The 18938-nt window shown below is 38.5% G+C and carries 15 protein-coding genes; 11 read left to right on the top strand and 4 right to left on the bottom strand.

Annotated features, from left to right (window positions below; translation table 11 throughout):
• The first annotated feature begins 21 nt into the window (after positions 1-21).
• The 3 genes from ABVM50_RS08880 to ABVM50_RS08890 all read left to right on the top strand — a co-directional run bounded on the left by ABVM50_RS08880 (position 22) and on the right by ABVM50_RS08890 (position 4258).
• Positions 22-480, top strand: coding sequence for an Lrp/AsnC family transcriptional regulator (locus tag ABVM50_RS08880; protein WP_405198233.1), 459 nt, complete (start codon positions 22-24; stop codon positions 478-480).
• A gap of 101 nt (positions 481-581) precedes the next feature.
• Positions 582-1985: a dihydrolipoyl dehydrogenase gene (gene lpdA, locus ABVM50_RS08885; protein WP_405198234.1), complete on the top strand. Its 1404-nt coding sequence runs from the start codon at positions 582-584 to the stop codon at positions 1983-1985.
• An 89-nt stretch (positions 1986-2074) separates the two neighbouring features.
• A complete protein-coding gene (locus tag ABVM50_RS08890) occupies positions 2075-4258 on the top strand; it encodes a S41 family peptidase (RefSeq protein WP_405198235.1) in 2184 nt (727 codons plus the stop codon).
• Here ABVM50_RS08890 and ABVM50_RS08895 read toward each other — a convergent pair whose 3' ends face one another.
• Together ABVM50_RS08895 and ABVM50_RS08900 are read right to left on the bottom strand one after the other, a co-directional pair.
• Positions 4259-4969, bottom strand: a complete 711-nt coding sequence (locus ABVM50_RS08895; RefSeq protein ID WP_405198236.1) for a LytR/AlgR family response regulator transcription factor — start codon at positions 4967-4969, stop codon at positions 4259-4261. It lies immediately after the preceding gene.
• Positions 4962-6038: a sensor histidine kinase gene (locus ABVM50_RS08900; protein WP_405198237.1), complete on the bottom strand. Its 1077-nt coding sequence runs from the start codon at positions 6036-6038 to the stop codon at positions 4962-4964. Before ABVM50_RS08900 ends, ABVM50_RS08895 begins: the two co-directional genes overlap by 8 nt.
• A 208-nt stretch (positions 6039-6246) precedes the next feature.
• Here ABVM50_RS08900 and ABVM50_RS08905 point away from each other — a divergent pair, with 208 nt between their 5' ends.
• Complete coding sequence (locus ABVM50_RS08905; RefSeq protein WP_405198238.1) at positions 6247-6690, top strand: MotA/TolQ/ExbB proton channel family protein; 444 nt, start codon at positions 6247-6249, stop codon at positions 6688-6690.
• A 275-nt stretch (positions 6691-6965) separates the two neighbouring features.
• Here the strand turns inward: ABVM50_RS08905 and ABVM50_RS08910 are convergent, their stop codons facing one another.
• Together ABVM50_RS08910 and ABVM50_RS08915 are read right to left on the bottom strand one after the other, a co-directional pair.
• A complete protein-coding gene (locus tag ABVM50_RS08910; protein WP_405198239.1) occupies positions 6966-8309 on the bottom strand; it encodes a DEAD/DEAH box helicase in 1344 nt (447 codons plus the stop codon).
• Positions 8310-8369: 60 nt separating this feature from the next.
• Positions 8370-9254 carry an aldose 1-epimerase family protein gene (locus ABVM50_RS08915; RefSeq protein WP_405198240.1) on the bottom strand — a complete coding sequence of 295 codons (885 nt, stop codon included), beginning with the start codon at positions 9252-9254 and terminating at the stop codon, positions 8370-8372.
• A gap of 83 nt (positions 9255-9337) precedes the next feature.
• On the opposite strand from ABVM50_RS08915, the gene ABVM50_RS08920 reads away from it, so the two are divergent.
• The 7 genes from ABVM50_RS08920 to ABVM50_RS08950 all read left to right on the top strand — a co-directional run bounded on the left by ABVM50_RS08920 (position 9338) and on the right by ABVM50_RS08950 (position 18933).
• Positions 9338-9874: an NADPH-dependent FMN reductase gene (locus tag ABVM50_RS08920; RefSeq protein WP_405198241.1), complete on the top strand. Its 537-nt coding sequence runs from the start codon at positions 9338-9340 to the stop codon at positions 9872-9874.
• Positions 9875-11167: an aminodeoxychorismate synthase component I gene (pabB, locus tag ABVM50_RS08925; RefSeq protein WP_405198242.1), complete on the top strand. Its 1293-nt coding sequence runs from the start codon at positions 9875-9877 to the stop codon at positions 11165-11167.
• A gap of 42 nt (positions 11168-11209) precedes the next feature.
• Complete coding sequence (gene tilS / locus ABVM50_RS08930; RefSeq protein WP_405198243.1) at positions 11210-12523, top strand: tRNA lysidine(34) synthetase TilS; 1314 nt, start codon at positions 11210-11212, stop codon at positions 12521-12523.
• Positions 12524-12625: 102 nt separating this feature from the next.
• Positions 12626-14479 (top strand): CocE/NonD family hydrolase, encoded by a 1854-nt coding sequence (locus ABVM50_RS08935; RefSeq protein ID WP_405198244.1) that lies wholly within the window; start codon positions 12626-12628, stop codon positions 14477-14479.
• Between the two features lie 8 nt (positions 14480-14487).
• On the top strand, positions 14488-16302 hold the full coding sequence (locus tag ABVM50_RS08940; protein WP_405198245.1) for a DUF885 domain-containing protein: 1815 nt from the start codon (positions 14488-14490) through the stop codon (positions 16300-16302).
• A 2-nt stretch (positions 16303-16304) separates the two neighbouring features.
• The gene (locus ABVM50_RS08945) at positions 16305-17306 is read left to right on the top strand and encodes an aldose epimerase family protein (RefSeq protein ID WP_405198246.1); all 1002 of its coding nucleotides are present in this window, start codon (positions 16305-16307) and stop codon (positions 17304-17306) included.
• Between the two features lie 37 nt (positions 17307-17343).
• The gene (locus ABVM50_RS08950) at positions 17344-18933 is read left to right on the top strand and encodes a solute:sodium symporter family transporter (RefSeq protein ID WP_405198247.1); all 1590 of its coding nucleotides are present in this window, start codon (positions 17344-17346) and stop codon (positions 18931-18933) included.
• The last annotated feature ends 5 nt before the right edge of the window (positions 18934-18938 follow it).

Consider the following 18938-nt stretch of genomic DNA (forward strand, 5'->3'; position numbering starts at 1 on the left):
AGAATCCCCTAAAACAAGCGTATGAAAATTGATGAGCTGGATAAAAGAATATTGAAGCATCTTCAGGAGGATAGCAAAAAGACTAATAAGGAGATCGCAAATGACCTGAAACTTTCAGTTACTGCAATTTACGAACGCATTAAGAAGCTGGAACGTGATGGGGTCATATCGAAATATGTTGCATTAGTAAATCCGGAAAGTGTCGGCAAGGGTTTTATGGTTCTTTGCCAGATCAAACTGATTCAGCATAAAAAAGAAATACTTACAAAATTCGAAAAGGATATCACCAGTCTGCCCGAAGTTATTGAATGTTTACACGTGAGCGGAGACTATGATTATATTCTGAAAGTGCTGGTAAAAGACATGGACGAATATCGTGAATTTATGGTCGCTAAGCTTACCAGCCTGGACCATATTGGGAGTACAAAAAGCGTCTTCACGATCAATAAAGTGAAGCAAAGCACGATCATAAATCTGTAAATCTTAAAATTTTGTCAGGACTCTCAGGTGCATTGGTCATTGTAGAGAATAGTCGTACTTTTGTAATCAATTTGTTCAAAAATCAGTAAAAACATACAATTATGAGTACATATGATGTTGCAGTTATAGGATCGGGACCAGGCGGATACGTTGCTGCGATTCGCTGCGCACAACTTGGGATGAAAACTGCGATCATAGAGAAATATTCCACACTTGGTGGGACCTGTTTAAACGTAGGTTGTATTCCAAGTAAGGCTCTACTTGATTCCTCTCATCACTTTGAGGATGCGATCAAACATTTTGAAGACCATGGTATCGAAATTCCGGGTGAGGTAAAGCTAAACCTGGAAAAAATGATGGATAGAAAATCATCTGTTATTCAGCAAACCTGTGACGGAGTGAAATTTTTGATGGACAAGAACAAGATCGATGTTTATGAAGGAGTAGGTTCTTTTGAAGATAAGACTCACATCAAGATCGAAGGTGAAGGAGATACCAAAACTATAGAAGCTAAGAAAATCATCATTGCTACAGGTTCTAAACCGGCAAGTCTTCCTTTTATTGAACTGGATAAGGAAAGAGTGATCACTTCTACGGAAGCGCTTAAACTTAAAGAGGTTCCTAAGCATATGATCGTAATTGGTGGTGGTGTGATTGGGCTTGAACTTGGGCAGGTTTATCGCCGTCTGGGAGCTGAAGTAACTGTAGTTGAATATTTAGACCGTATCATTCCTACTATGGATAGTGCGCTTTCTAAGGAGCTTCAAAAAGTTTTAAAGAAGCAGGGAATCAAATTCCACGTAAGTACCAAAGTGAAGTCTGTGGAGAGAAACGGTGACGAGATCACGATAAAGGCAGATGACAAAAAGGATAAGGAAATCGAGATAAAAGGAGATTACTGCCTTGTTTCTGTAGGTAGAAAACCTTTTACAAATGGGTTGAACGCAGATGCTGCAGGAGTTGACCTTGATGATAAAGGTAGAGTTAAGGTAAACGAGCATTTACAAACCAATGTAGATAATATCTATGCAATTGGAGATGTGGTGCGCGGTGCTATGCTTGCTCATAAAGCTGAAGAAGAAGGAACGATGGTTGCCGAATTGATCGCGGGTCAAAAACCTCATATCGATTATAACCTGATTCCGGGAGTAGTTTACACATGGCCTGAGGTTGCTTCAGTTGGAAAAACTGAAGAGCAATTGAAGGAAATGGGAGTGAAGTATAAGGAAGGTAAATTTCCAATGCGAGCACTAGGACGTTCAAGAGCCAGTGGAGATATTGACGGACTTGTAAAGATCCTTGCTGATGAAAAGACCGATGAGGTTCTTGGAGTGCACATGATTGGGGCAAGAACTGCAGATCTTATTGCTGAAGCGGTTACAGCTATGGAATTTCGAGCTTCTGCGGAAGATATCGCGAGAATGAGTCATGCTCACCCGACCTATGCTGAAGCTGTTAAGGAAGCTGCTCTTGCCGCTACTGAAAACAGAGCTTTGCATATCTAGAATAAGATAAATTACAATATATTTTTAAGCCCGGACGTTATGATGTCCGGGCTTTTTATTTTCACTTAAAATCATCAATCCTAAATCCAATGACCAGAATTGTACTTTTCTTATTATTCTTTACCAGTTTGTCTTTTGCACAGGACTCAAAATATAATTTGAATTTTGATAAATTTGAGAAGGAAGGAGAAATGCCAGACGATTGGATTGTATGGGGAAATTATGCTATTCAAAAAGATTCTGTAGATAAAGTTTCCGGATCATATGCTGCCAAACTAACTGCCGACTCTACTGCATCCTTTGGTAGCATCGCTTACAAGATTCCGGCAAATTATGCAGGAAAATATTTGAAGCTTCAAGGCTACATTAAAACTGAAAACGTAGCTAATGGCTTTGCTGGATTGTTGATTCGGGTAGATGGTGACTCCGGTTCTTTAAGTTTTAATAACATGCAGTCTCAGGGTTTAAACGGAACAAATGACTGGCAGCAATACGAAGTTGAGGTTAAATTCCCCGATGAGGCTAAGAATATATATGTAGGAGGAATTCTGGTTGGAACTGGGACCGCATGGTTCGATAATTTTTCCTTAATGATAAATGGAGACAAGGATATACAGTCAATGAAACCTAAGGTTCTAACCTATAAACCAGCACAATTGGACACGGCTTTTGTTGATGGTTCAAAATTTAAATTGAAAAAACCTAGTTCCACTCAGGTTCAAAAGCTATATAAGTTAGGCAAGGTGTGGGGTTTCGTTAAATACCATCATCCAGAGATTGCGAGAGGAAATATTAACTGGGATAATGAATTATTTCGATTTTTAACCAAGCTCGATTCGGCAAATTTTGATCTTGAACTAGCGAATTGGATTGGATCTTTTAATATTACAGAAGAAGGAGAACATAACTTGCCGGATAGCGATGAATATGAGCAAACTCCGGATTATTCCTGGATTTACGATGAAAGCTTTTTGACAGTAGAATTATCGAAAAAACTTCAAGAAATATTGAAATCCAAAAGGGAGAAGAAGCACTTCTATTTTAGTATTAATCCAAGTGTGGAGAATCCATCATTTAAAAATGAAAATAGCTATTTGGGAATGGCCTGGGATGATTCAGGTATAAAATTACTCGCACTTTATCGTTACTGGAATATCATGGAGTATTTTAATCCCAATAATTATCTAACTGAAAAAGATTGGGACGAGGTTTTAAAAGAATATATACCACGCTTTTTAGAAGAAAATGAGGAGATAGATTATAAGAAAAATGTTCTGCAACTAATTGGAAAAGTAAATGACAGCCATGCGGGCATCTGGAGTTATGATGAAGCGCTTAGTAATTTCTTCGGAAAGAAGAAATTACCCTTAAAAATTCAATTTATTGAGGGACAGCCGGTAGTCGTAAAGAAAAACAATAGTGTAGAAATGACTATTTATGAAGGTGATGTAATTACTCATATAAATAATGAGCCAATGGATGATGTTATTCATAAGAATAGTAAATTTTATCCTGCATCCAATCAATCTGCAAGGTTAAGGGATATGGCAAGAAAGTTACTTCGTACTAATATGGATAGTCTGGAAATAACCTACAAAAATGAAAAAGGTGTCTTTACAGAGAAAATTGCATCTGTAGAAGAATGGAATGAGTCTGATAGTATACCATCAAGCCATAAATTTATTAGAAATGATATTGGATACATCTATCCAGAATCACTGAAAAGAGGAGAGATCAATGATATTCTGGAAAAATTCAGGGATACTAGGGGCATTGTGGTGGATCTACGCTGCTATCCGTCAGAATTTATAGTGTTTAGTATGGGTAATTTTGTAGTACCGAAGCCAACAAGTTTTGCAAAGTTCACTTCTACTTCCATGAAAAATCCTGGATATTTTGAGTATCGAAATGGATCGAAAGTAGGGTCGCATTTAAAAAAGACATACGAAGGAAAATTGGTTTTATTAATAAATGAGGAAACTCAGAGCCAGGCAGAATATACTGCAATGGCCCTGAGAATTGCCCCGGGAGCTGTAGTTGTTGGCAGCCAAACTGCAGGAGCAGACGGGAATGTGTCCCAAATCAATTTGCCTGGAGGTATCAAGACTATGATTTCAGGTATTGGAGTCTTCTACCCAGACGGAACCGAAACTCAAAGGATAGGGATTGTTCCCGATATTGAAATTAAACCTACTATTGAAGGCTTTAGGAATGGTGAAGATGAATTGCTTAATAAATCAATCGATATAATTGAAGATTCTAAAAAATTGTAACTAAGAGAATCTTTTCATTTCTCTTCGTAGATTCTCCTTATAAGTCCGGCTAATTGGTAGTGATTTATTTCCAATTACCACTTCTTCATGAGAATACGACTCAATTTTACTGATGTTGATAATATATGATCTGTGAATTCTTAGAAAATTAGCATCTGGAAGTTTCTCTTCAATGGAGGAAATTGTCTCTCTGGTAACTTTCGTGCCTTCGGTAGTTTCTATTTTCAGGTAATCACTCAGACTTTCTATCCATAAGATCTTCTGAAAATCGATTTTGTGCATTTTCCGGTCGATCTTGACAAAAAAGAGCTCGTTGGAAGAAGCAGGCAGATTTTCGTTTGTTTGAAAAGAATATGTATGCCTGAAATTATTAACTGCATCAAGAAACCTTTCGAAGGAAATTGGTTTGAGTAAATAATCTGCCGCGTGAAGATCAAATCCCTCGATTGCAAATTCCCGGTATGCGGTGGTGAAAATGATCTTAATATCCTTATTGATGGATTTTGCAAATGCGATCCCTGAAATTCCAGGCATGTTGATATCCAGAAAAATCAAGTCAATTTTGTTGGAACTAATACAATTAAAAGCCTCTGTAGCATTTCGGCAAGCCTGTACGATCTCCAGGAAATCTATTTTTGAAATATGATTCTTGAGAATGTCCAGGGCAACAGGTTCATCATCTACTATCAAGCATCTAATCTTATCAGGCATAAACAGCATTTTTTGAAAGTTTCAGCATCAATCTTACGTAATAATGATCTGGTCTGTTCTCAATATCAAGTTCATAATTGTTCTCATATAGCAGGTCCAGTCTTCGTTTAATATTTTCAAGTCCAATACCAGTTTCTGAATGCTCTGCTGAAAGCTGAACTTTTGAATTATCTATGAAAAGTATTAAATGATTATTCTCTACTTTCAGTCTAATGCTAATTTCAAGTTTTCCATCGGCGTCGCGACCATGCTTGAAGCAATTTTCTACAAAAGGCAATAATAACATGGGCGCAATCTGAATTTCTTCTGAAAATTCCTCGATTTCAAAATCAAGGAGGAGCAGATCCTGGAAGCGTTTTTTTTCCAGATCAATATAGTTAGTAATATGTTTTATTTCATCCTTCAGCGAGACCACTGGTTTTTTGGTTTGGTAAAGGATATAATCCAGTAGATCTGAAAGTTGCAGGATCATTTCTGATGTAGTATGATGATTGGCTAAACTCAATCCGTAAATAGTATTTAGCGAATTAAAGAGAAAATGTGGGTGAATCTGCATCTTTAGATATTGAAGCTCCTGTTCTTTTAATTTCAACTGCGCTTCCAGGATCCTGTTCTTTAGTTCTTCGTTCTTAGCTGCGGTAGAATAATTATACTTCAGAAGACTAAATGCGGAAGCAAGCGCCACTACCAGGTAGACGCTAATCATGATATAAATTAGGCTTTTCGTAATAGGAAAACTACCCTGATATTCATAATCGGAAGTCAGCACCTTGGCATAAAAAGCCGAAATTGTGATATAGCAGGCTGAAATTACAAGTGCCGCTAAGCTATATAGACCAAATTGCAAATACTTTTTAGGAATTAAGTATCGAGGGATGATCCTGTAAATAAATGTATAGGTGGTCAAAATGGTGACAGGAAGAAAGAAAGATGAAAAGTTCATTACCTGCCTGAATTCTGAATCTTCAAATCCAAAAAAGAAGGTAAAATAAAGCAAGACCAAGAGCCAGAAAAGGCTGTGTAGTATAAATTTCTTTCCTATTCCCAGGATGACCGAACTTAGTTTCATTAGTGAATAAAAATGTGACTTAATTTCGGTTAATAAAAATTATTGCGACGAATTACTATTTTAAGGAGCTGGATAACATCGCTTCCAGATTAGAACTGGAAAAATTCGGTAAATGGTAGAATCGGGTCAAAAAGATGCTACTGGTCTCAATTCTATATTTTAAAACTAACTTCCTCCTAAGTTTGCTATCATTAACCAATATAACTAAATGATGATTTTACTAAGTAGTATTCTTTTTCAAAACCCGGGTTTCTTTCAGCAGCTTGGGGATCGAATTAATGAAGGTGGACCACTGGCAATGAGTCTCATCTTAATTTCATTCTTTATTATAATATTTCTGGTCGTTCGGGCAGCAATCAATGTATCTGCAGTTGGACATAAATTCCGAAAGAACATTTCTCTTATTAATCAATTGGCATTGATAGCATTAGTGATCGGACTCTTTACGCAATTTATAGGCCTGATACAGATTTTTGATGCTTTTGAGTCTCTTGATAACGTGAACCCGGCAATGTTTGCAGCAGGGCTGAAGGTGAGTTTACTCGCTCCATTATTCGGTGGATTTACCTTCCTTTTTGGTAGGATCTCCAGCTTTATTCTCAATTGGATTCGAAAGTCTGATCTCGATGCCAATACGACCAACGCTTACTAGTTATCATCAATCAATTTGCGAACAGCCATAACCCTGAAGGATATTAATGTGCAGGAAATTTTATAGCGCTTTATTATTTTTCATTTTCGTAGAGAAACATTCACTACATTTAACCGTTAATTCTAATTTTAGAAATCATGGCGAAAGAAAAATCACCTTCAAAGAATTCAGCTAAGAAAGAACCTGTGTTGAGTTTAAAAGAAAAGAGAGCAGCGAAGGCAGCAAAGAAGAAAAACAGATCATAAACATAAAGGAGCGCAAATGCGCTCCTTTTTTTATTTTTTCCATCTCCGGTTGGCGTTCTTGTCACCACGGGTTTTTGGTTTCTTATATTTTTTGGCAATTTCCCGGCGATAACTACCTCCAAGATTCACCTTTTTATTCTTATCCTTTTTCTCGTGAAAGGCAGGTCCTGCTTCCTGATCATCTGAATGCGGATTATAGATTTCTATAGATCTTGGCTTCTCTTCCTCGATCAATTCCGTAGAGATTTCAACAGTCTCAGGGATCGAATGTTCTGGAATTTGCATATCCATCAAAGTTTCGATCTTTTCGTAATTTTCGGCTTCAGCTTCGGTCTTGAAAATGATGGCAACACCTTTCTTTTCTGCCCGACCGGTACGACCAATACGGTGCATATAGTTTTCAGGATAATGCGGAGTATCAAGGTTGATCACGTGAGATACATTCTCGATATCCAGACCACGAGCCATAACATCTGTAGAGATCATGATACGCGTACGACCTTCAGCAAATTCCTGTAGACTATTAAGTCGGTAATTCTGACTCTTGCCTGTATGAACCATACTTACCTGGTGCCTGAATTCGGCATTAAGAATATCGTATAGTTTGTCAGCAAAACGCTTGTCGGTCGTGAAAATCAACACTTTTTTATATTCATCCTCATCGGTGAACAGCTCTTTAAAAAGATTTGCCTTTGTGTTGAAGTTAGGAACTTTATAAGCTCGTTGCTCTATATTTTCAAGAGGTGTACCACTTACGGCAACCGATATTTTCTCGGGAGTTTTGAAGTTTGCGTCGATCATCGCTTCCACGGTTTCGGTCATAGTTGCCGAAAACATGATGCTTTGCCTGTTCTGCGGAAGCAATTCGAGGATATTATTCACCTGAAACTTAAAACCAAGATCCAGCATCACATCCACTTCATCGATCACGAATTTCTGAATGGATTTTAACTGAACAGCTCTGCGGAGTACCAGATCATACAATCGTCGTGGAGTTGCTACCAGGATATCCTGTCCCTGCATTAAAACCTGGTGTTGCGTATTAATGTTCACGCCACCATAGATTCCTGAAATTCGTACATTAATATACTTTGCGATCTTTTCTATTTCCTCAACAACCTGAACTACAAGTTCGCGGGTTGGAACAAGAATTAAGATCCTGGGATTTTTTTGTTCCGAATATTTGAGCATTCTTAAAAGTGGAAGCAAATAGGCAAAGGTTTTACCAGTTCCCGTTTGCGCGATCCCAACAACATCCCGTCCAGACATGATCGATGAAAACGCCTGTTCCTGGATTGGAGTAGGTGTCTGGAAATTAAGATCTTCCAATGCATTACGCAGCGGAGTGTTTAGGTTTAGATCCTGAAAGCTCAAAGTATAAGTTTTTATTTTTGCAAAGGTACTGCTTAACGTGCTAACCTGCACATTTATATACTAGTAAATGCGAATCTGGTAACTAGCCTTAAAGTCATCATTCGCATTCAGCACTTCATTCCCGGCTTTTTCTTTGAAACTTTTACTAGAATCTGCAAGATCTGTATAGCCAAGCCATGGTTCTATGCAAACATAGGCTGCGTTTGGTTTAGCCCAGATCCCAAGGTCCTTAAAATCTTCAAATTCAACTCCTAAAATAGCACCTTCAGTTTTGCTATGTAGATCAACTTTTTTTGATTTAATACTTCGGAGGATCAATGCGTCCTTGTCAAAAAGATCAGATCTAAGCTGCAGGTTTTGCTCATTTTCAAGTATCACTTCCGAGTTCTCTCCAAGTAAGCCGTTTTCATCAAGGATCTCCGTCGTAAGGTTTAATTTCTGGTCAAACTGAAGGGAATAATCTTCAATTTTTTCCCCTTCAGAATAGAGAATATTGAAGGCTGGATGACCTCCAAGTGAGAAATATAAAGGCTTTTCGTCAAGATTGATAATATGATGTTTTACTTCCAATTGCTTATTCTTCAGAATAAAATAGATCCTGAAGGCAAATTTAAATGGATAAATCTTCAAAGTTTCTTCAGAATAAAGAAGTTCGAATACCAGCTGATCTTCAGTGTTCTCTTTTTGTCTTATCTGGTCGTTATGCCGAATAATTCCATGTTTTGGTAGCCTATAAGTTGCGCCTTCAAATTGATATTCCCCGTCTTTCAGCATTCCAATAATTGGAAAAAGATTAGGCGCATGACTTCCCCATACATCTGGATTAGCCTGCCAGATATGTTCTCTTCCAGATTTTTTATTCAGAATACTGCAAAGCTCGGCGCCAGTTTCCAGAACTCCAATCTTTAGATGTTCATTCTCTATATAATGAGTGGTCCTCTCCATAATTTTTGTTTCAGTTGCTCTCTTACCAGATTTTTAAACGAAAAGCTAAGATAAATTTTCAGTAATTTTAGAGAAAATCAAACATGAAAAAGATTCTCGCATTCGCCGGTTCTAACAGTAGTACTTCCATAAATCAAAGACTTCTGGATCATATCACAGGACGTATCCAGGGACATGAGATCAAAATGCTTCAATTAACCGATTTTTCTTTGCCAGTTTATGATGAAGATATCGAAAAGGAATCGGGAATTCCAATGAACGCAAAGATCATTCACAATCATATTCTTGATCACGATGCCCTGATCATTGCGGTGAATGAGCATAATGGGACTGCTTCTGCATTTTTTAAGAATATTATTGACTGGTTATCCCGGAATCAAAAAAACTTTCTTGAAGGAAAAAAGATCCTTTTGGTAAGTACTTCTCCAGGTAAACGCGGAGCCAAAGGTTCGCTGGATTATTGCCGTGATATCTTCGGAAGATTTGGCGGCGATGTGATCGAAAGCTTTAGTTTTCCATCTTTCCAGGATAATTTTGAAGATGCTAAGGTGACAAACGAAGTGCTGGATATGGGAATTGAAGACGTGCTTACTACCTTTGCTCATCAAATCGAAGCTTAATTGAGAACAAAAAGATCTTTTGCCGTACAGAATATGGCAGATTTCAAGAAGAAATTGCTCACCTGGGGAAATAGCTTTCCGGAGATCGTGTGGCTGGATAGTAATCTTGATTCTTCGGAAAATACCGAATTTGAAGCAGTACTTGCTGTAGAAGCTTTTACCGCTATCAAAACCGATTATCAAGATGCCTTCGATAAACTGAAGGAATATCAGCAAACTACCAAAGACTGGATCTTTGGTTATTTAAGCTACGACCTGAAAAATGACGTCGAGCGACTAAAATCTTCCAATTACGACGGACTCCAATTTCCGGATCTTTACTTTTTTCAGCCTCAAAAACTGATATTTTTAAAAGATAATATAGCCGATTTCGTTTACCTGAGAATGGTAGATGACGAAATTAAAACTGACTTTGAAGAGATTCAGAATCTTAAGCATAAAACTCAAAATTCCGATGAGAAAATAGAAATACAATCCAGAATTAGTAAGGAGGAGTACCTTGAAAAGGTTGGAGCAATGCTAGAGCATATTCATCGCGGAGATATTTATGAAGCGAATTTATGTCAGGAATTCTTCAGTGAAAATGTCGATCTGGATGCATTTTCTATTTACCAAAGTCTTAATGAGATCTCAACACCTCCTTTTGCTGCATTCCTGAGACTCGAAAACATCAATCTGGTTTCGGCTTCCCCGGAGCGATATCTACGGAAAAAAGGTGATCAATTGCTTACTCAACCAATTAAAGGTACCGCGAGAAGATCTTCCAATCCTGAGGAGGATAAGGAAATTGCCCTTAATCTGGCCCGGGATCCAAAGGAAATGTCAGAAAACGTTATGATCGTGGATCTTGTTAGGAACGATCTTTCCAGGATCGCCGAAAAAGGCTCAGTAAAAGTGGATGAACTATGTAAAGTTTATTCCTTTAAACAGGTGCACCAAATGATTTCTTCAGTCACTGCTACGATCGCCAAAGGCATTGAACCGGTAGAGGCACTAAGAACGAGTTTTCCCATGGGAAGCATGACCGGAGCGCCCAAAATTTCAGCAATGAAGATCATAGAGAAGCTGGAAAGTACCAAACGCGGACTCTATAGCGGCGCTGTGGGCTATTTCTCTCCAGAGGGTGATTTTGATTTCAACGTGGTGATTCGCAGTATTCTTTATAATTCCACGAATAAGTATCTGTCATTTTCAGTAGGAGGAGCAATTACTGCAAAATCGAATCCTGAAAAAGAATATGAAGAATGCTTGTTGAAATCCAGGGCATTACGTGAAGTTCTGGAGAATCTTTAAGCAGGTTTTTATTAAATTAAGGCTTTGTATATTTGAGTAGATATGGAAAAAGCCTTCAAAAAGATCATCAAAGAAGAATACCCTTTTCTTTGCACCAATAAGTTGTTGATCGCCGTAAGCGGTGGTGTGGATAGTATTGTTCTGGCACATCTATGTAAGATGTCAAAAATGGAGTTTTCCATCGCACATTGTAATTTTAATCTTAGAGGAGAAGAAAGTGATGCAGATGAAGCATTTGTAAAAGAACTTGCAGAAAAAATGGAAGTCCCATTTTTCACTCAAAGTTTCAATACGCTGAAGTTTGCTGAAAATGCTGGTATTTCCATTCAGATGGCTGCCCGGGAATTGCGTTACAACTGGTTTGAGGAACTTTCAAATTCCATGGAGTTTGATTACACGTTAACTGCACATCATGCGAATGATAATCTTGAGACTTTTTTGATCAATCTAATTCGTGGTACCGGCCCGGAAGGTTTGCAGGGAATAAAAGATAAACATCATCAACTTATAAGACCACTAATCAATTTTTCCAGGTCTGAGATCGAGGAATTTGCCAATACTGAACACTTGAAATGGCGGGAGGATTCCAGTAACGCTTCAGATAAATATATGAGAAACCGTATAAGACATCATATGGTGCCATTGATGCAGGAGCTTAATCCGCAATTGCTTGAAACTTTTGCGAAAACTCAGCAACATTTGAATGAAAGCATGGAGCTGGTAGAGGACTATATGAGTCTGCTTTATCCAAAGATCATCAGCCGGGACGTGTTTGGTTACGCCCTGGATATTGCCTTTTTAAAGAAAGTGCCAAATTCGAAGCAGGTACTTTACCAGCTGCTCAAATCATTTGGATTTACTGAGTGGAACGATGTTCATGACCTTATGGATGCGCAGACTGGTAAAATGGTGCTTTCAGATACTCACAGGCTTATTAAGGATAGGAATAGATTATTGCTGACTGAAATTCAGGATGAGTCCATCAATAAAGAATATCAACTCGAAAAAGGTGAGGAGTTTGTCATGATTCCGGAATTTGGAACTCTGCATTTGACCGAAGTTGAAAAATTTGACAAGTCCGCAACCAACAGTATTTTTGTCCCTATTCGAAAACTTAAATTTCCTTTGCTGATCAGGAAATGGAAAGAAGGTGACTTTTTTGTTCCCTTCGGAATGAAAGGAAAAAAGAAGCTGAGTGATTATTTTAAAGATGAAAAATTCAGTTTACCACAAAAAGAGCAAACCTGGCTACTGTTTTCCGGAGAAGATCTTGTCTGGATTATCAACCAACGTGCTGATAATCGCTTTTCCGTAGAAAAAGGAGATCGGGAAATCCTTAAAATCAGCTTCAGCTAAGAGAATTGACATATTTAATACGTGCAAGCTCTTGTTTTTCCTGAATTCCTTCAGGAATACTTACCTAATTTCTATCTTTAGACGCTTTATAAAAATAATAGAATGAAAATATTCAATACTTCCCTGTTTTCAGTATTACTTCTGTTTATACTGAATCCCTTAAGTGCTCAAAATGAGACAGATTACGATGTCAAAGCCCATTACGATAAAATGGAAGTGGACATTCCTATGCGAGACGGTGTTAAACTCCACACTACGATCTATACTCCAAAGGATACATCATCTGAATATCCAATGTTGATGCAGCGAACTCCGTATAGTTCCCGGCCTTATGGTGAAGATCAGTTCAGATCCAAGATTGGTCCTAACGAGATCATGATGAAAGAAGGGAATATCATTGTTTACCAGGATGTACGCGGCAGATGGATGAGTGAGGGGAAATATGATAATATGCGTGCCTTTATTCCGAATAAAAAAGGGAAAGAGGTAGATGAAGCCAGCGATACTTACGATACGATAGAATGGCTAATCAATAATGTGGAAAATAACAATGGAAAGGTTGGAACCTGGGGAATTTCCTATCCAGGATTTTACAGTACGTATTCACTTTTAAGTGGACATCCAGCTCTTAAAGCGGCATCTCCTCAAGCAAGTATCGGTGATTTCTTCTTTGATGATTTTCACCATAACGGAGCTTACCTACTGAGCTACTGGAGAGCTACGGCGGTTTTTGGATATCAGAAAGATACTCCCGTAGATACGAGTTGGTACGACTTTCCAGAGTTGAAAACTCAGGATCAATACCAGTTTTTTATGGACTCGGGTCCTTTGAGCAATCTCGATGAATATTATAAAGAGGATAACGAGTTCTGGCAACAGCTAAAGCAACATCCAAATTATGATGAGTTCTGGCAAAAACGAGGAATTGTTCAGCACATGAAAGATATTAAGCCGGCAGTAATGATCGTGGGCGGACTATTTGATGCAGAAGATCTGTACGGACCATTCAATATTTACAAGAGCATAGAAGAGAATAGTGATAATCATAATATGATCGTTTTTGGTCCGTGGAGTCATGGTGACTGGGCGAGAGAATCTGGAAGACAGTCTGTTGGAAACGTCTATTTTGGTGATAGTATATCCACACATTTTCAAAGAGATTATGAAACCGAATTTTTCAATCATTTTCTGAAGAAGAAAACTAAGGATGCTTTGAGATTGTCTGAAGCACATATTTATGATACAGGAGCTCGCGAATGGAATGATTATGCTCAATGGCCACCGAAGAATACTACGAAGAAAACCTGGTATCTGGGAGCTAAGGAGCAATTATCAGAAACATCATCAGATAACGAAGAAACTTTTGTAAGCGATCCAGCAAAACCAGTTTCTTATAATAACGAGATCAAAATGGTCTTTACTCCAAGAGAATATATGTCTGGAGATCAGCGATTCGCAGCCAGAAGACCAGACGTTCTGGTATTTGAAACGGAAGTCCTGGAAGAAGACATGAAAATGACCGGACCCATTGAAGCGATGCTGAAAGTTGCGACAACGGGAACTTCAGCAGACTGGGTAGTAAAACTTGTGGATGTTTATCCTGAAGACGCAGAGAACTACGATGAAACCATGCCTCATCTTAAAATGAGCAATTATCATATGATGGTTCGTAGTGAGGTGATGCGCGGAAGATTCAGAAATAGTTTTGAAAAACCGGAAGCATTTGAGCCTAATAAAAAAACCGATGTAAATCTTACGTTGCAGGGTGTGAATCATACTTTCAAAAAAGGTCATAAAGTGCAAATCCAGATCCAGAGTACATGGTTTCCACTAATCGACAGGAATCCACAGACTTATGTAGATAATATCTTTGAAGCTGAAGAGGAAGATTTTCAGAAACAAACGCATACGATATATGGTGATTCAGCCATTAAATTTTCAGTTTTAGAAGAATAAATCTTAGAATGAAAAAATCAGTTTACCTATTGCTATTCGGAATCTTGCTAAGCTCATGTGGCAATGAAAAGCAAAATTCAGATTACTCTGAAGAGGAGCAGCAAAACGCTTCCGAAGAAATGAACGCTTACTTTGCGCGTGAGTTCGAAAAAGAAGTTCAGGAATCTCCAGAGACCCAAACCCGAAGAGGGCTGAAGACAAATTATGATCAATGGGATAATTATTCCAATCTCAAATATGCGGAAGATCTTGAACAGGCGCGGGAACGTATGGATTATCTGGATCAGGTAGATGTAGCAGCTTTGGATGAAGATACCAGGTTGAGCTACGATCTGTATCGCAGGCAGGTTCAAAATGAGATCGATGATTATGATTTCAGGTTCTACAATTATCCAATTGATCAAATGCACGGACTTCATGCAGAACTTCCGGCTTTTTTAATCAATATGCATCGCATAGATTCCATTGGAGACGCCAGGGCTTATATTTCCAGACTGGAAGGACTTGAGAAAGTGATGAAAGATGTGATCGAACAGTTACAGCTTAGAGAGCAGAACGGAATTATTCCGCCTAAATTCGTTTTCGATAGAACACTAGACGCTTCAAGGAACATTATCAAAGGAAAGCCATTTTCAAAGTCGGCTAACGCCAGTGCCTTACTTGAAGACTTTACCACGAAGATCGATAAATTAAATCTGGAAGATGCAGAACGAACAAAACTGGTCAATGCTGCGGAAGAGGCACTTGTAGATCATGTTCAGCCGGCTTACCAGAGTTTGATTGATCATTTGGAGAATCAGCAATTGCGCGCTACTGAAGAAGCTGGTGTTTGGAAATTCCCAAAAGGAGAGGAGTTCTATGAACTTGCTTTGAAAAGAGTCACTACCACAGATCTTTCCGCAGAAGAAATTCACCAGATAGGATTAAGTGAAGTAGCTCGAATTCATTCAGAAATGGAGAAGATCATGGAACAAACAGGTTTTGAAGGTAGCCTTCAGGATTTTTTTGATTTCATGAAAAATGATGAGCAATTCTATTTTGCAGATACTGAAGAAGGTAAAGAACAATATCTATCCCAGGCTAAACAGGTGATCAATACTATGAAAACCAGGCTTCCAGAATTATTCAATACCATGCCTGAAGCAGATATCGTAGTAAAAGCGGTAGAGCCTTTCAGAGAAAAAAGTGCAGGTAAAGCTTTCTATCAGCAACCCGCTCTGGATGGTTCCCGCCCCGGAACTTATTATGCGAATCTTTATGATATGAAAGCGATGCCTAAATACGAAATGGAAGCACTTGCTTACCACGAAGGAATTCCAGGCCATCATATGCAGATCGCTATTGCACAGGAACTTGATTCTATCCCGGAATTTAGAAAATTCAGCTTTTACACTGCTTACGTGGAAGGTTGGGGATTATATAGTGAATATATTCCGAAGGAAATAGGATTCTATAAAGATCCGTATTCAGATTTCGGCCGGCTTGCAATGGAACTTTGGAGATCCTGCAGACTGGTTGTAGATACTGGTATTCACGCCAAAAAATGGACCAGGCAGGAAGGTATAGATTATTACCGTGAAAATACACCAGCTGCTGAAAGCGCCTGCGTTAAAATGGTAGAACGACATATCGTAATGCCAGGGCAGGCGACGGCTTATAAGATAGGGATGAACAAGATCCTGGAACTAAGAGAAATGGCGAAAACTGAACTGGGAGAAGAGTTTGATATCCGTGAATTTCACGATGTTGTATTAACAGATGGTGCTTTACCGCTAACAATCCTGGAGACTAAAGTGAACAACTGGGTACAGAGCAAAAAATAAGTATGTTAAAAACAGTACAGGAAGAAGATCTAAAGATCATCGAGTTAGAAAATGGGCAGCAGAGCAAACTAAAGATCCTGAACATTGGAGCGACATTATATAGCTTTAGTATAAAAGATAAGAATGACAAGCAAGTAGAAGTTGTTGCAGGTCCTGCTAAGATCGCAGATTATATTAGTGAAACTTACTGGGAGCACAATAAATGTTTTGGAGCCAGTATTGGTCGTTTTGCGGGAAGAATTGCTGAAGGTAAATTCAGCATTGGCGAGGAAGATTTTAAGTTGGAGGAGAATTTAGACAATGCGCATTTACATGGAGGAGCGAATGGTTTTCAAACGAAGATATGGGAGATCAAAAAGATCACAGAAGCACCTAACCCATCAGTAAAAATGACTTACGTAAGTAAGCATATGGAAGAAGGTTACCCTGGCGAAGTCACAGTTGAGGCGACTTACACTCTGACTGAGGATAATCATGTAAAACTTTCCTACCGCGCCACAACAGATAGAAATACGATCATTAACCTTAACAATCATACTTACTTTAATTTGAATGGAGGAGGAAGTATTAGTGATCATTTTATGCAGGTAAATGCTTCCAAGATCCTCGAACTGGATGAAAATAACCTACCGACTGGAAATTTGACAAAACTCAGGGATCATCCTAAGGACTATCGGGAGAACAAATTGCTTGGCAATAGGGAACTTGATGATGTGTATGTCCTGGATGTGATGGAAAATGAAGTGCAGGCACAATTATTCGCTCCGCTCACCGGGATCAAGCTAAAAGTGATGAGCAATCAGCCCGTTGTAGTCATCTACTCTCCGGAAAGTCTCCCGGAAGATATGATGTACCTGAATAAGCTGGATAAGAACTTTCCAGCGGTCGCGATCGAAGCACAAAACTATCCGGATGCTCCCAATTTCAGAAACTTCCCTAGCAGTCTGCTAAAACCGGGTGAAGTCTATGAAAACAACATCGTTTTTGCTTTTTCTGTGAAATAATAATTCTATATTTAACCGAAGATTTTAAGAAAAGATTATGATAGGAATTTTATCCTTCGTTGGATTTACAGCACTCGTAGCTATTATCGCATATTTCGCGACAAGATCAACAGATGAAACTACCAGCGATGGTTATTTTTTAGGAGGTAGAAGTCTAACGGCCGGTGTAATTGCCGGGTCAGTGTTACTTACTAATCTTTCTACCGAGCAGATTGTAGGATTGAATGGATCTGCTTACAGCGAAGGAATACTTGTAATGGCCTGGGAAACTCTTGCAGCATTAGCCATTGTAATTACAGCTCTGTTCTTACTACCCCGCTATTTAAAAGGAGGTCTCACTACGGTACCGCAATTCTTAGAGAAAAGATTTGATAGAACTACGAAATCTATAGTATCCGGATTGTTCTTATCTGGATATATGATCATTCTTTTACCAATTGTACTGTATTCCGGTAGTATTGCCATAAGTACGATGTTTGAGATTCCCGAACTTCTTGGAGTAAGTGATACTGCTGCCTTATGGATTTGTGTATGGGGAATAGGTATAATTGGTTCTATTTACGCAATATTTGGTGGCTTGAAAGCAGTTGCTGTATCTGACACCATTAATGCGATCGGACTTTTAATTGGAGGTTTAATGATCCCTGTTTTTGGCCTTATGGCCATCGGCGATGGAGATATGCTCAGCGGATTAACTACCCTGGTAGATTCAAATCCTGAGAAATTTGATTCAATTGGAGGTTCAGATGCTTCAGTTCCTTTCTCTACAATATTTACAGGAATGATGCTGGTTCAACTTTTTTATTGGGGAACCAATCAGGCAATCATCCAGAGAGCACTGGCTGCAAAGAATTTGCGCGAAGGCCAGAAAGGTTTGATGCTAGCAGCTTTTATAAAAATCTTAGGTCCAATAATCGTTGTTCTTCCTGGAATCATTGCATGGCATTTGTTCGAAGGTAATCTTGAGAATGCAGATCAGGCTTATCCAGCGCTAGTAAACGAAGTTTTACCGCCGGTACTTGTAGGATTCTTTGCAGCAGTTCTATTTGGAGCAATTTTAAGTTCTTTTAACTCTGCACTTAATTCCTCGGTTACTCTCTTCGGAATTGATATTTATAAGCATCATTTTAATCCAGACGCTTCGGAAAGAGAAGTTGTGAAAAAAGGTAAAACCTTTGGGATTTTTATTGCAATTGCATCTATGTTTATTGCACCACTAATCGCCAACGCTCCTCAAGGACTGTTTGGTTATCTTCAGGAAGTTAATGGTTGTTACAGTATTCCAATTCTTACGATTGTAGTTGTTGGATATCTTTCTAAAAAAATCCCAGCATTAGGTGCAAAAGTAGCACTGTTTAGCGGTGTTGGACTTTATCTTATTTATCTTGGATTGAAATATTTTGTTGTTGGTGAAGATGCGTTGCCACATTACCTACACGTGATGGCGATACTATTTGTGATGAATATTGCAATTATGTGGATCATTGGAAGGGTAAAACCTAGAAAAGAAGAATTTGTGTTGGAACACACTAAGCAGGTAGATATTAGTCCGTGGAAGTACGTGTTACCAGTTGGAATCATAATATGTGTTTTGGTAATTTTCGTTTATGTTTATTTTGCACAGTAGCGATA

The sequence above is a fragment of the Christiangramia sp. LLG6405-1 genome (assembly GCF_045055805.1).
In the GTDB taxonomy this organism is placed as follows: Bacteria; Bacteroidota; Bacteroidia; order Flavobacteriales; family Flavobacteriaceae; genus Christiangramia.